The organism is Rugamonas apoptosis (assembly GCF_014042355.1).
Taxonomy (GTDB): Bacteria; Pseudomonadota; Gammaproteobacteria; order Burkholderiales; family Burkholderiaceae_D; genus Rugamonas; species Rugamonas apoptosis.
On the sequence record NZ_JACEZU010000001.1, the window covers coordinates 13,130 to 27,468 of the forward strand.

7 protein-coding genes are annotated in these 14,339 nt (G+C 68.8%); 3 read left to right on the forward strand and 4 right to left on the reverse strand.

Features of this window, described 5'->3' with window-relative positions; translation table 11 throughout:
- Positions 1–93: 93 nt before the first annotated feature.
- Positions 94–2,079 carry a GAF domain-containing sensor histidine kinase gene (locus tag H3H39_RS00060; protein WP_182151241.1) on the reverse strand — a complete coding sequence of 662 codons (1,986 nt, stop codon included), beginning with the start codon at positions 2,077–2,079 and terminating at the stop codon, positions 94–96.
- A gap of 119 nt (positions 2,080–2,198) precedes the next feature.
- Positions 2,199–2,693, reverse strand: a complete 495-nt coding sequence (locus H3H39_RS00065; RefSeq protein WP_182151242.1) for a hypothetical protein — start codon at positions 2,691–2,693, stop codon at positions 2,199–2,201.
- A gap of 744 nt (positions 2,694–3,437) precedes the next feature.
- On the opposite strand from H3H39_RS00065, the gene H3H39_RS00070 reads away from it, so the two are divergent.
- A complete protein-coding gene (locus tag H3H39_RS00070) occupies positions 3,438–3,830 on the forward strand; it encodes a hypothetical protein (RefSeq protein ID WP_182151243.1) in 393 nt (130 codons plus the stop codon).
- Positions 3,831–3,868: 38 nt separating this feature from the next.
- On the opposite strand, the gene H3H39_RS00075 is transcribed toward H3H39_RS00070, so the two are convergent.
- Together H3H39_RS00075 and queC are read right to left on the reverse strand one after the other, a co-directional pair.
- A complete protein-coding gene (locus H3H39_RS00075; RefSeq protein ID WP_182151244.1) occupies positions 3,869–6,889 on the reverse strand; it encodes a CHASE domain-containing protein in 3,021 nt (1,006 codons plus the stop codon).
- Positions 6,890–7,063: 174 nt separating this feature from the next.
- A complete protein-coding gene (gene queC, locus H3H39_RS00080; protein ID WP_182151245.1) occupies positions 7,064–7,780 on the reverse strand; it encodes a 7-cyano-7-deazaguanine synthase QueC in 717 nt (238 codons plus the stop codon).
- Between the two features lie 229 nt (positions 7,781–8,009).
- Between queC and H3H39_RS00085 the strand changes: the two genes are divergently transcribed.
- Both H3H39_RS00085 and H3H39_RS00090 read left to right on the forward strand, forming a co-directional pair.
- A complete protein-coding gene (locus H3H39_RS00085; protein ID WP_375540393.1) occupies positions 8,010–9,860 on the forward strand; it encodes an autotransporter assembly complex protein TamA in 1,851 nt (616 codons plus the stop codon).
- Positions 9,860–14,314 (forward strand): translocation/assembly module TamB domain-containing protein, encoded by a 4,455-nt coding sequence (locus H3H39_RS00090; protein ID WP_182151247.1) that lies wholly within the window; start codon positions 9,860–9,862, stop codon positions 14,312–14,314. The genes H3H39_RS00085 and H3H39_RS00090 overlap by 1 nt, the downstream gene beginning before the upstream one ends.
- The last annotated feature ends 25 nt before the right edge of the window (positions 14,315–14,339 follow it).

The window sequence follows — 14,339 nt, forward strand, 5'->3', positions numbered from 1 at the left end:
AAACAACACCATGACGCGGGGCCGCCGGCGACTCCCCGCTCTATGCGCGCGGCCCTGCCCGTCCGCGTCGGCCCACATCAACCCAAGCGAGGATCAGGCTTGTTCCACCGCTGCCAGTTCCGCCGGGCCCTGTTTGCGGCGGTTGCGGGGGAAACGCAGCTTGTAGTGCAAGCCCATGCCTGGCGCGCTGACCACCTTGACACTGCCGCCCAGCGGCCCCGTCACCAGGTTGTACAGGATGTGTGCACCCAGCCCGCTGCCGCCGGAACCGCGCTTGGTCGTGAAGAAGGGATCGAACAATTGGCCCAGCGTGGTGGCATCCATGCCGATGCCGTCGTCGCTGTAGTCGAACACCACCTGCTCGTCCTCCAGCTTGCCCGTGATGCGGATCTTGCCTTCCTGCCCTTCGCCATAGCCGTGCACCAGTGAATTGACCACCATGTTGGTGACGATCTGCGACACGGCGCCGGGGAAGCTTTCCATGTGGATATCGGGCGCGCAATCGATCTCCACGCTCACCTGCTTGCCCTTGAGCTTGGGTTGCAGCGACAGCAGCACTTCATCGAGGTATTTGCGCAGGTTGAAGGAGCGGATCTCGTCGGACGACTGATCCACCGCCACCTGCTTGAAGCTGCGCACCAGCGCGGCCGCGCGCTGGGTGTTGGTGGTCATGATGCGCAGCGACTGGTCGATGATGTCGAAGAAGCTGTTCAAGCCATCCTCGTCCAGCGTGCCGGCCGCCAGGTCTTCGCGCGTCAGTTTCAGCTCCTGCACCAGGTGGCTGGTGGCCGTCACGCAGATGCCCAGCGGGGTGTTGATCTCGTGCGCCACGCCGGCCACCAGCCGGCCCAGCGAAGCCAGCTTTTCCTGGCGTACCAGTTCCGACTGGGCTTCCTTCAAGGCCGTCAGGGCCGAATTGAGGGCCGCGTTCTGTTCCTCCAGCGCTTCCTTGGCCTTGAGGATGGCGCGGTCGGCCTGCATGCGGGCGATGGCCACGGCCACGTGGTTGGCCATGAAGGCGAGAATATCGAGGTCGGCCTGGGTGTAGATCACGTCCTGATCATAGCTTTGCACGATGATCACGCCGTAGATTTTCTCGCCCAGCAGCATGGGCGCGCCCATCCAGCTGGCGATGTCCACGCTGCCCATCGGTTCCTTCAGCTCGCCGCTGGCCACCAGCGCCGCGTAGCCGGGGCCGTCCAGCAGCACGGCCTGGCGCCGCTGCAGCACGTAGGAACTCATGCCCTGCCCGTACTCGAAGCGTTTGACGGGCGCTTGCGCATCCTTTTCGTCGACAAAATACGGCACCGTCATCTCATGCCGGTCGGGGTGGTACAGGGCCATCAGGAAATTGCGGGCCGGCACCAGTTCACCGATGATCTCGTGCAGGCGGCGGTTCAGCGTGGCGCCATCGGCGGTGTTGGCCGACAGGTCCGCCAGTTGGTACAGCGCGTGCTGGATGCTTTCCGCCCGGCGCCGCTCGGCCACCTCGTGCGCCAGCAGGGCCGTGCGTTCCTGCACCGCCTGCTCCAGCCGGTCCATGCTCTGCAAGCCTTGCAGCGCGCTCGACACATGGCTGGCGATCAGTTCAAACAGGGCCCGGTCTTCCGCGCTGAAGGTGTGTTCCTTGTCGTAGCTCTGGATCACGATGGCGCCCAGCGGCACATGGTTCTGGTCCAGCAGCGGGCAGCCCATCCAGTGCTCGGCCGTGGTGCCCACGCCCCAGGTGCTGCCGGCGAACGATTTGGAGATGGCTTGCTCGGCCGTCATCACCAGCGGCACCCGGTGCAAAATCACCCACGCCGTGGGCGACTGCTCGGGCGAGGCCAGCTTGAACGAAGTGTCGGGGTCGGGTGCGGCGTCGGCCTCGTCGACGAAGTAGACGAAGCGCACCATGTGCTTGTCGCTGCCGCCCTGGTCGGTCAGCGCGACGTAGAAGTTGGCGGCGTACATGATGCGTCCCAGCGCCGCGTGCACCCCCTCCAGGAATTCCGTGACATTGGTACAACGGCTGGACAGCCGCCCGATTTCGAGCAGCATGGTTTGCACGGCTTCCAGGCGGGTAAGGCGACTTTCCATCGTTTTTTTCCTATGTTTGCAGATGCACACAGGAAATACTAGCAGGTCGCCGGAGGATAGTGCCAGGAATCTTCACGGTCCCGGCGGGGCGCCACGCCCCAACCGCCCGCTGCGGCGCTTTACGGCCGGCGGTAGTCGTTGGCGATCCACGCCTCGGCGCTGGCCACGCTCAGCTTGAAGGTGGGCGCCACCCGCACGCTGGCCAGTTGCTCGCCGTAACCATCCCACGCGCTCAGGGTGGCGTAAGGGTCGTCCTCGTCGGGCACGATGTCGAGGTTGACCTTGAGCTGGCCCGCCTCGGCATTAACGAACACGCTTTTATGCAACTGGGCGTGCAATTGCTGCTCGTGGCGGCGCAACACTTCGTTGGCCGTCTTGACCAGGGTGTTGAAGGCGTTCACGTCCAGCGGCTTGGGGTTCTTCTTGTCGCGCCCCATGGTCCACGGGCCCACCAGCGCCGGTTCCGGCTCGCCATCCTTGATCATGGCCACGGCCCAGCCTTCATCTTCCTCGTTCTTGATCACGCGCGCGGTCCAGCCATTGCCCTGCCAGACGCGGGCCTCCTGCACGAGGGCGTCATCGGATTCGGGGAATGCTGCGGTAACGTGAGGCATGGCTGGCTCGTCAAAAAAGTGCGGGGCCGCCATGATAGTCGAAATCGGCCGTGGCCGTGGCCGTGACCGTGGCCGCTGCCATCGCACTATGCTTGGCCCTCGCCATCCCGCCGCCCCCCGCAAGCGGCGCGCGGGCACGCAACAAGAACCAGGCCGAACGACCTGATCCTGTAACGCCACGGGTGGAACGCCTGCCGGTTCAGCCGCGCATTCGCCTGCCCGCGCACGACACGGCGGGCCGGGGCGGCGGCGTGATCGGCGGACGCAAGGGCGTCACACGCGGATCGATGGCCGGTTCCGGCATCTGGTAGCTGAAAGGATTGATGATGATGGGCGGTATCGTGGGCGGCGCCGAAGGCGGCCCCTTGGGTCCGTTGGAGCAAGATTGTGCGCTACGCTGGCGCTCCGCCCGGTTGCAAATCGAGGATATCGATTGACCCTCGCTGATCTCTAGCCATGCCATGTTGCCCTCCGTGCTACTGGTGAGAGTTTAAGTATAGGCGGGCATGTTATTAATTCAAGGAAAAAGGCCGCCGCCTGGTCGCCGCTTTGACGCCGCCTTGTCGCACGTCAAGCGGCACCGCCGGCCACCGTTGACTGCCGCACCGATACCGTCCATCCCGCCAAAGCGGCGCTCTGTCGCAATCCCGTGGTACCGCGCGCCGCGCCGCCCTACAGTGCCAACATGCCCGACGCGCCAGGCGCCATCGGGCACACAATAAAACCACTGCCACGAGGACCGCCATGAACCTGCCTGCCAAGAAACTGATTCCCCTCACCCTGTTCGCCCTGCTGGCGGCCGCCATCTGGATCGCGCTCGCCACCGGCGACATGGAAGTGAACGTGGATGGCGGCCATATCGATGGCCCGCTGGGCGCCGTGCTGGCCGTGCTGTTCGGCGGCGCCGGCATGGTGATCGCCGCCATCGCCATCACCTGCGCGGCCGTGTTCGTGAGCTTGCTGTTCGCCAGCCTGGGCGTGTTGATGGTGGTGGGGCTGGCCCTGCTGGCGCTGGTGCTGGTGGCGGCCATGTCGCCGCTGCTCTTGCCATTGTTGATCCCGGCCGGCATCTTCTGGTGGTACACGGCGCGCCAGCGCAAACAACGCCAGACGCCAAAGCTGGAACACGCCATCTGAACCTGGCTTGCCACGCGGTCGCGGGGTCGCGCGGCCACTCAAGCGGCCGGCGGCATCCGCTCCACCCGGTTGCGGCCGCCCCGCTTGGCGCGATACAAGGCCTGGTCGGCCCGGATCAAGGCTTGATCCGCATTGCCGTCGGCCGCGCTGAGGGCGGCGATGCCCACGCTGACCGTCACCGGCAGCGGCTGGCCGTTCACCTGCAAGGGCGTGTCGGCGATGCGCTGGCGCAGCCGCTCGGCGAAGGCGGCGGCCGCGTCCAGGTCCGCGCCGGGCAGCAAAATGGCGAATTCCTCGCCGCCCACCCGTCCCAGCATGTCGATCTTTCGCTGGCTGTCGCGCATCAGGCCGGCCAGGTGGCGCAGCACGGCGTCGCCGGTGGCGTGGCCGTATTCATCGTTGACGTGCTTGAACAAGTCCAGGTCCAGCATCAGCACCGCCGCGCAGCCGCCCACGTCGCGCTGCAGGCGGGCCTGCTCCGCGTCCAGCTGGCGCATGAATTCGCGCCGGTTCGGCAGCCCCGTCAAAAAGTCCGTCGTGGCCAGCACCAGCAACTCATCGTTCATGCGGCGCCGCTCCGTGATATCGACCGTCGAGACGATGATGAAGTCCAGGCTCAGCGTATGGCCCGGCATCACCAGCAAGGTCAGCTCGTTCAGCCGCGATTTACCGTCGAGCCGCTGGAAGCTGCCTTCGCAGGCGAACAATTGCTGGCCGCCGGCCAGCGCCGCCAGCGCCCGCGCGAAGGCGGGCATGGCGTCGGCATCGAACAACTGGGCCAGGCTGAGCGCGGCCAGGTCCTTGCCGCCGGGCGCCGCCCCCACCTGGGCCAGCGCGGCGCCGTTGGCGTCCAGGATACGCACCAGCCCGGCCAGCCGGCGCAGCTCGCCCGGATGGGCTTGCAAATAGCGCATCGGCTCCTCCGCCCCTTGCAAGCCCAGCTCCGACAAGGCCGCGCGCACGGCCGACCAGTCCTGCTCCCACAAGGCGACCGGGGCGTTGTCGTACAGGCTGCGAAAGCGCGCCTCGCCGACGCGCAAGGCCTGCGCGGCCCGGGCCTGTTCGATGGCGATGCCGGCCAGCCGCGACGCTTGCTCGATCAGCGCGATGTTGGCCAGGCTGGGCCGGTGCGGCGCCTGGTGGTAGATGGCGAACGTGCCCAGCACCTTGCCGTTGGCGCCCAGGATAGGCTCGGACCAGCAGGAACCCAGTCCGGCGCGCGCGGCCAGCGCCGCGTTGCCGCTCCAGGCCGGGTCGTGGCGGATATCCTCCACGATCACGCGCTGGCCGGTCTGGGCCGCGCGGCAACAACTGCCCTCGGCGCTGTGGATCGACATGCCGTGCATGGCCGCGTTGAAGAAGGCCGGCAGGCTGGGCGCGGCGGCCACCAGCAAGTGCTCGCCCGCCTCGTCCAGCAGCAGGACGCTGCACAGCATGTCCGGATAGTCGGCCTCCACGCTCAGCACCACGCTTTCGAGGATGGTTTGCAGCGGCGCGCCGGTGGCCAGCAATTCCAGCACCTGGCGCCGGGTCTGCTCGCGCTGGCCGTTGCGGGTCGGCTCCGTGACGTCGCGGAACGACCACAGGCGCGCCGCCGCGCTGCCCAGCGTGAGGCTGCGCGTGACTTGCTCGATCACGCGCCCATCCTTGGTGCGCAGCAGTGTGCTGTGCGGTCCGCGCCGCGCCCCCGACGGCTCGCCCGGCTGCCCGCCCGCCGGCGCACCGGCGTGGCGCAGCGGCGCGTCGCCCACCAGCTGCGACGCCATGTGCGCCAGCAGCACGGCGCCGTCGGCCTGCCAGTCCAGCTGCTCGGGCAGGTTCCATAGCTCACGGAAGCGGCGGTTGGAATCGAACACGGTGCCGTCCGCACTGTCGACCAGGATGCCATCGACGGTGGAATCGAGTATGCTGCGCAACATGGTCTGGCTGCGCTGGGCCCGCTCAGCCAGCTGCTTGAGCGACGCCTCCCCCTCGCGCAGTTCGCTGGCCAGCCGGTGCGCCTGGGCCAGCGCCTGGTTGGCCTGGGCCCGGCTGTGCGCCAGCAGCCACGCCAGCCCGGCCAGCAGCACCGACAGCGCCACGCCGCCACCGCCCACCAGTTGCGGTTTGCCGATCCGCTCCGACAAGGCGGGCGCGGCCGGCGCGGCGCCGATGCGCAGCGTCCAGCGGTGGCCAGCCAACCGTATGGGCTGCACCGTCTGACGGGTCCAGGGCGGGTGGCCGGCCGCGCTGTCGTACATCAGCGCGGCCGGGTCGTGCGACTCGCCGTCGTAGATCGCCAGCTCCAGGCCCAGGCCACGTCCACGGTCCAGCCCCGCCATCACCTCCACCATGCGAAATGGCGCATAGATCCAGCCCCGCAGCGCGGCCCGGCGCTGGGCCAGCGTGGCGCGCGGCAGGTGGCTGTAGTAATCGGGCAACATGATCAGAAAGCCGGACTGGCCGCTGCCGGTGCCGTCCTGCAGCAGCCGGATGCGCCCGCTCATGGCCGGCTGGCCGGAGTCGCGCGCCTGCACCAGCGCGGCGCGGCGCACCGGCTCGGAAAATGCGTCGAAGCCGAAGGCCAGCAGGTTGTTGCCGCTGAACGGTTCCAGGTACACCACGGGCGCATACTGCTCCCGTTCGCCGGGCGGGAACAGGGCGTAATCAGCGTATCCCTCGCTGCGCACGGCCGCCACGTGGGCCGCCCGCTGGGCCCCGGCCACCAGCCGCATATAGCCCACGCCATGCATGCCGGGCAGGTGCATGCTCAAGCCCTGCCCTTCCAGGTAGCTGTGGAATTCATCGCGCGTCACGGCATCGGAACTGGCGAACAGGCCCTGCACGCCGTACAACACTTGCAGATAGGCGTCCATGCGCTGGGCGATGTTGTTGACCAGTTCGCGCACCCGGAAATCGAATTCGGTCTGGGCATCGCGCTCGGCGTCGGCGCGCGCGTCCCGCCACAGGCCGGCCGTCACCACCAGCCCGGCGGCCAGGATTACGCCGGCCAGGACGGCCGGGCGCAGCAAGGCTTGCAGCAACCGGACGATGCGAGGTCGGGAAGCGAGGGGGGTCATCTGCGTTCGTCGCCTAAGGTTGGAAGCGGAAGCGGCACGCCGGCATGGGACGGCCGCGTCCATCCCATGCCCGATAGTACGTGAGAGAGTGCCGCCATGCAACGCACTTCAGGCATCCCAGCAACAGCGAGGCGTTCGCAGGGGCGCGGCGCCGGTGGCCGCGCCCGCGACGGCTCAGGCGGCCGGCGCCTCGGTGCCGGCGTACTGGCGGTAGCCGCGCGCGCGCAGGGCGCAGGCCGGGCAGGTGCCGCAGCCATAACCCCAGTCGTGCAGCGTGCCGCGCTCGCCCAGGTAGCAGGTGTGGGTTTCGTCGCGGATCAGGTCCACCAGCGCGGTCCCGCCCAGCGCGTGCGCCAGCTCCCAGGTCTGGCGCTTGTCGCGCCACATGAGCGGGGTTTCCAGCTTGAAGCGGCTGTCCATGCCCAGGTTGAGCGCCACTTGCAGCGCCTTCATGGTGTCGTCGCGGCAGTCGGGGTAGCCGGAGAAGTCCGTCTCGCACATGCCGCCCACCAGCACGCTCAGGCCGCGCCGGTAGGCCACGGTGGCGGCCACCGTCATGAACAGCAGGTTGCGGCCGGGGACGAAGGTGTTGGGCAAGCCGTTGGCCTGGGTTTCGATGGCGATGTCGTGCGTCATGGCCGTTTGCGAGATGGCCGAGATCAGCGACAAGTCGATCATGTGGTCCTCGCCCAGCTTGGCGTCCCAGTCGCGGTTGTGGGCGCGCAGCCTGGCCAGCACGGTGGGACGCACGGTCAGCTCGACGGCGTGGCGCTGGCCGTAGTCGAAGCCGATGGTTTCCACCCGGGCGTAGTGCTGCAGGGCCCAAGCCAGGCAAGTGGTGGAATCTTGCCCGCCGCTAAAGAGCACCAGGGCGGTATCGGTAGGTAGCATTGCAGTCTTTCTGTCGGTGTTGCGGTGGAGAGTACAACATTATAAGTACGCCATCGGTTTAGGCAATCCGGTAACATGCGCATAGCGCACATCCCGATGGAGTCCCATGTTTCCGGCACCACCCGCCCGCACCGAGGCAGGATCACGAATTTTGGCACAACTGGCCGCAAAAGTATCGCCCCCGGTATCGCCCCCGGTATTGCACACGATATCGCTCACGGTATCGTCCGTGGTATCGCCTCCCGCATGGCCCCCGCTGGCACGCGCCGCCGCGCTGCTGGCGGTCGCCGTGCTCACCTGCGCCCCGGCCTTGGCCGACGGGCTGCGCTACCGGGTGCGCATCGACGCGCCGCGCCCGCTCGACACGCTGCTGGAACAGAACCTGGACCTGGAACGTTTTCGCGGCAACGCCCGCATCGACCGCGAGCAGTTGCAGCGCATGGTGCGCGTGGCGCCGGCCCAGATCCGCACGCTGGTGGCCACCGACGGCTATTACTCGCCCGAAGTGAGCGTGCGGCTGGACGCGGAAGGCGATGAACCGCTGGTGCTGATCCGCGTGCAGCCGGGTGAACCGGTGCGGGTGGGCGAGGTGGAACTGGAACTGCAAGGCTTCGAACCGCCGCCGGGCCAGCCCGCCGACCGCCGCTACGACCGCGACGCGCTGCTGGCCAGCTGGGGCTTGCCGCGCGGCGCCGTGTTCCGCCAGGCCGACTGGGAACAGGCCAAGCGCGCCCTGTTGCGCCAGGTGGTGCAGACCCGCTACCCGCGCGCCCAGCTGATCGACAGCCAGGCCGCCGTCGATCCCGACACCCACCTGGCGCTGCTGCGTGTGGTGCTCGACAGTGGCCCGGAACTGCATTTCGGCGCATTGCGCATCGAAGGCCTGAAGCGCTATCCGCCCTCCATCGTGGCCAACCTGAACCAGATCCAGCCCGGCGACGACTACAGCGAAGCGGCGCTGCAAGCGTTCCAGGGACGCTTGCAGGACACCGGCTACTTCGCCACCGTGGAAGTGAGCGCCGACATGAGCGCCGTGATCGGCGAACAGCTGGCGGCGGGCGAGGCCACCCAAGCCCAGGCCCAGCCCCAGGCGCAGGCCCAGGGTCAAGCGCCGGCCCCCATGCCACCGCTACCGCTGCTGGTGCGGGTGACGGAGAACAAACGCAAGAACGCCAGCGCCGGTCTTGGTTACAGTACCAACACGGGGAATCGCGCCTCGCTCACCTACGACGACCTGTCCCTGTTCGGCCTGCGCATGAAAAGCGCGCTGACGCTGGAAACGAAGAAGCAGAGCGCGCACAGCGACTTCTACTACCCCGTCACGGCGCAAGGCTACCGTGACAGCATCGGCGCCTCGTTCGAGCGGAGCGACATTTCGGGCGAGATCACCAGCGTGGCGGCCATCTCGGGCAAGCGCGCGTGGGGCACGCCGCTGCTGGAACGCAGCCTGACGCTGGAGTTCCTCAGCGAGACCAAGACCATCGCCAACGTGGAGACGGGCAGCAGCAAGAGCTTGCCGCTCACCTACGGCGCCACCTGGCGCCACCTGGACAGCCTGCTGTTCCCCACCAAGGGCTATGTGATCAACGCCCAGCTGGGCGGCGCACTGCTGCCCATCCTGACCGACCAGGCGTTCGTGCGCGGCTACGCGCGCGCCGTGCTGTACCACCCGCTGGGCGCCCACAGCAACATGATCCTGCGCGCCGAAGGGGGCGCCCTCGCTTCGCGCGAGAAGCAAGGCGTGCCGGCCGTGTATCTGTTCCGCGCCGGCGGCGACCAGTCCGTGCGCGGCTACGCCTACCAGCAGCTGGGTATCCAGGAAGGCACGGCCATCACGGGCGGACGTTACATGAGCACCGGCAGCGCCGAATTCCAGTACTGGTTCAAGCCCACCTGGGGCGCGGCCGTGTTCTACGATGCCGGCAGCGCAGCCGACACCATCAAGGACTTGCATCCCAAGTCCGGCTACGGCGTGGGCGGACGGTGGAAGAGCCCCGTGGGCCCCATCAACGTCGATCTCGCCTACGGCCACGCCGTACGCAAATACCGTTTGCACTTCTCACTGGGATTCACGTTCTGATGTCCGACGCCGACCACCTGCCCGCCACCGCCACCACCGGCGGTACGCCACCCTCCCCGCCGCCACGACGCCAGCGCCGCTGGCTGCGCCGCACCCTGATCGGCGTGGGCGTGGCGGGCGTGGCGCTGGGCGGCACCCTCTGGCTGCTGGGCCGCGAAAGCACCTTGCAGCAGCTGATGCGGCGCATCGCCGCCGCCAGCGGCGGCCAGATCGAAGTGCAGGGCGTGAGCGGCTCGCTGTACCACCGCATGCACATCGCGCGGCTGGTGCACCGCAGCGAAGGCACCGTCATCACGGTGGACGGCATCGATATCACCTGGTCGCCGCTGCAGTTCTTTTCAGAGGGCGTGGCCATCAGCGAACTGCAAGCGAACGCGCTGACCGTCAACAGCACCGGCCCCGCCACCCCGGCCGTGATGCCCGCCTCGCTGGCCGCGCCGTTCCGGCTGCACATCGCGGACGCCCGCCTGGGCCAGTTGACCGTGCTCGATCACGGCAGCCGCACCCAGGTCAGCCAGATCCGCCTGCGGCTCACGGGCGACGGCAACGGCTGGCGGCTGGAAAACGGCGAAGCCATGACGGATATCGGCCGCCTGCAAGCGCAGCTCACGCTGGGCGCGGTGCGTCCATTCACCGTCGCGGGCAAGGCCAGCCTGACGCAGACGGCGGCCACGCCGCAGACGACGAACGCGCCGCCCCACCCGGCCCAACTGCGGATGCGGGCGCAAGGCGACCTGTCGCTGCTGCGGCTGGACGCGGACGGCACAGCCGGCACGGCCAGTGGTACGGCCACGCTGGCGCTGGCGCCGTTCGACCCCGTGATCCTGCATGCACTGGAACTGAAGGCCAGCGGCATCGACCCTTCCGGCTACCGCGCCGCGTGGCCGCACGCACGGCTGGCCGTGCAACTGGCGGCCCGCATCGACGGCAAGCAGGCGCTGTCGGGGCAACTGGCGCTGCGCAACGAAGGCCAGCCCGGCCCGCTGGACCAGCAACGCCTGCCGCTGCAAGGCGCCACGGCGAAGCTGGGCGGCACGCTGACGGCGGCCACCATCGATGCCATCGCCATCGACCTGGGCGCGGCGGGCCGCTTCACGGGGGAGGCCCGCATCACGCGCGGCGGACCACAGGCCGGCGTGGACCGGGCCAAACTCGCGTTGCGCGCGGAACGCCTGAATCTGCAGCATGTGGTGGGCAGCCTGCATGCGACCAATATCGGCGGCGACGTGATTGTGGACAGCGACAGCAAGCAGCAGACGCTGCACGCCGCGCTGGGGCAGGACGGCCTGCGGCTGGACCTGCAGGCGACGCTGGCCGACGAACTGCTGCAACTGCGGCAAGCCCGCCTGCAACTGCGCAAAGGCAGCGTGAGCGCCAGCGGCCAGGCCAGCCTGCGCGACGCGCAAGCGTTCAAGGCCGCCATCACCGCCGAGCACTTCGATCCGGCCGCCTTCGGCAACTACCCGGTGGCCGACATCAACGCCGACGTCAACGCCAGCGGCCATTTGTCGCCCGCGTGGCAGGTGGCGGCCGACTTCACACTCAAGCCGGGAAAACTGCTGGGTCAGCCCCTGTCCGGCGCCGGCAAGCTGACGGCCGACGCCCAGCGCATCAGCGCTGTGGCAGCCCGTCTCGCATTGGGCCAGAACACGGCCGAACTGCATGGCGGCCTGGGCACGCCGGACCAGCAACTGGACTGGAAGATCGATGCGCGCGACCTGAACTCGGCCGGCGGCAAACTGCTGGGCGCCCTGGCCGCCAGCGGCACGGTGCGCGGCACGCTGGCCGCGCCGCGCACCAGCTTCGACGCGAACTTGCGGGGCCTGGGCGTGGTGGCGGCACGCCATCCCGTGCCCGACAGTGTGCTGCACGCCAGCGGCGAGGTGTGGCTGGCCGGCCCATCGCATCAAGTTGAACTGAAGGCGTCCGGCAGCGCGCAGCGTGTCAACCCAGCCGCGTTCGGCGCCTATCCCGGCGGCGCCGTCAACGCCGAATTCAGTGGCAACGCCGCGCTGGGCGGCGACTGGCGCGCCGCGCTCGACCTGAAACTGCAACCGTCAACGCTGTCGGGCAGCCCGTTGTCGGGCTACGCGAAGCTGGCCGCCGATCCTCGCCACATCGGCAACGCCGACGTCAAGCTGCAACTGGGGCCGAACAGCATGCAGGCATTGGGCGCGTTCGGCAGTCCGCGCGACCGGCTGGACTGGAAACTGGAGGCGCCCCAACTGGCCAGCGCCGGTCCGCAATTTGGCGGCACGCTGCACGCGGCGGGCACGCTGTCGGGTAGCGCTGAGCGGCCCGCGCTGACGCTGACGGTGGACGGCGCCAATCTGCGCGCACCTGGCCAGCAGCAGGTCAAATCGCTGCGCGGCAGCGCCAGCCTGGGCGCGAACCCCGCGGCCGGGGCGAATGCCAATACCAGCGACGATCCCGTGGTGGCCGACCTCGCCATCACCGGCTACGACTCGCCCGCCCTCACGCTGGACCGCGCCCACCTGCAGGCCAGCGGCACGCGCACGGCACATGTGCTGCAACTGAGCGGCGGCAACCGCGACTTCGACGCGGCCATGCGCCTCAAGGGCGGCTGGAACGGCGACGCCTGGAGCGGCGCCATCGACACCCTGCAAAACCGTGGCCGCTATGCCCTCACCCTGCAAGCACCGGCGCCGCTGCGGCTGGCCGCCCCGGCCGGTGGCGGCGTGGCCGGCCTGCTGCACCCGGAACAGATCGCGCTGGGCGCCACGGCCCTGGTGCTGCCGTCCGGTTCGATCCGCATCGAGAACGTGGAAAAGAATGGCCCGCAGTGGCGCAGCAAGGGCCAGGCGGCCGGGGTGCCCGTCAACTACCTGGCCCAGTTATCCGACGCCTGGCGCGACAACATCAAGAGCGACATGACAGTGGGCGCGGCCTGGTCGCTGGCCGTGCAGGCCGCCCAAGCCGGGCCAACCCGCGGCGCGCCGGCCGTGGACGGCATGCTGCACCTGTACCGCGAGCAGGGCGACCTGACCGTGATGGGCGCGGAAGTGCCGCTGCCGCTGGGCCTCAAGCAACTGGACGCGCGGGTGGACGCGGCCGCCGGCGCGCTGCGTTTGCAACTGGCGCTGGACGGCAGCCGCGCCGGCCAGGCCCGGCTCGACGCCAACGCCCAGCTAATCGACGGCAAGCTGGCCGACGCCAGCGCGCTGACCATGAACGGCAGCGCCAACATGGGATCGCTGGCCTGGCTGGCGCCGCTGGCGGGCCAACCGGGACTGGAGCTGGACGGCACGCTCAAGCTGGCCATGTCCGGCGCCGGCACCTGGGGCGCGCCGCAACTGAACGGCGACATCACGGGCGACAAGCTGGTGCTGAACTGGGCCGAGCAAGGCATCCGCCTGCGCAACGGCCAATTACAGGCGCGCCTGGCGGGCGACCAGCTGGTGCTGCAAAAACTGACGTTCGACGGTGCCGAAGGCCACGCGCAGGCGGAAGGCGCGATCCGCTTCGCCAACGCGGAAGCGAGTATGCAGCTCAAGCTGACGGCCGACCAGCTGGAAGTGCTGGCCCGGCCCGACCGCACGCTGGTCATCAGCGGCCAAAGCACGCTGGTGCGCGACAGCAAGCGCTTCCAGCTCGATGGACGGTTCCGGGCCGACCGCGCCAACATCGAACTGGCCAGCCAGGACACACCCACCATGAGCAGCGACGTGGTGATCCTCGGACGCGGCGCGGCGCCCGTTAAGGACAGCAAATCCCTGCCGCTCAACGTGGACATCGAGGCCGACCTGGGCGACGCCTTCACGCTCAAAGGCAAGGGACTGGACGCGCAACTGGCCGGCGCCGTGCGCATCCGGGTGGCGGACCGCCGGCCGCCGCGCGTGACGGGCAGCATCCGCGTGGCCAGCGGCACTTATGCCGCCTACGGACAAAAGCTGGCGATCGAGAAAGGCGTGATCAATTTCACGGGCGCGTACGACAATCCGGGTTTGAACATCCTGGCCGTGCGCAAGCGCCCCGAAGGCGAAGCGCTCAACGAGAACAACGTGGAAGCGGGCGTGGAAGTGCGCGGCACGGCGCTGGCGCCGGTGGCCAAGCTGGTGTCCACGCCGGCCGTCTCCGACAGCGACAAGCTGGCCTGGCTGGTACTGGGCCACGGCATCGACAGCACGGCCGGCAACGACATGGCCCTGCTCAGCACGGCGGCCGGCGCGCTGTTCGGCGGCGGCCAGGGCCGGCTGGCCAACACGCTGGGGGTGGACGAATTGGGCGTGAGCCAGGCCAAGGGATTGGAGACGACGGTGGTCACGGTGGGCAAGCGTTTGTCCTCGCGCGCCTACCTGAGTTTTGAACAGGGCGCCAGTTCCGCCACCAGCCTGGTCAAGCTGCGCTACAAACTCAACCCGCGCATCACGCTGCAATTCCAGACCGGCACCAACAACGCGCTGGACGTGCTCTACACCTGGGCGTTCGACTAAGCGGCAAAGCTGTCGTCGCCCGCCC

What these genes read in the sequence shown, in the direction of transcription:
- H3H39_RS00060 (WP_182151241.1), bottom strand. Translation starts at nt 2,079, where the DNA reads ATGGAAAGTCGCCTTACCCGCCTGGAAGCCGTGCAAACCATGCTGCTC.
- H3H39_RS00065 (WP_182151242.1), bottom strand. Translation starts at nt 2,693, where the DNA reads ATGCCTCACGTTACCGCAGCATTCCCCGAATCCGATGACGCCCTCGTG.
- H3H39_RS00070 (WP_182151243.1), top strand. Translation starts at nt 3,438, where the DNA reads ATGAACCTGCCTGCCAAGAAACTGATTCCCCTCACCCTGTTCGCCCTG.
- H3H39_RS00075 (WP_182151244.1), bottom strand. Translation starts at nt 6,889, where the DNA reads ATGACCCCCCTCGCTTCCCGACCTCGCATCGTCCGGTTGCTGCAAGCC.
- queC (WP_182151245.1), bottom strand. Translation starts at nt 7,780, where the DNA reads ATGCTACCTACCGATACCGCCCTGGTGCTCTTTAGCGGCGGGCAAGAT.
- H3H39_RS00090 (WP_182151247.1), top strand. Translation starts at nt 9,860, where the DNA reads ATGTCCGACGCCGACCACCTGCCCGCCACCGCCACCACCGGCGGTACG.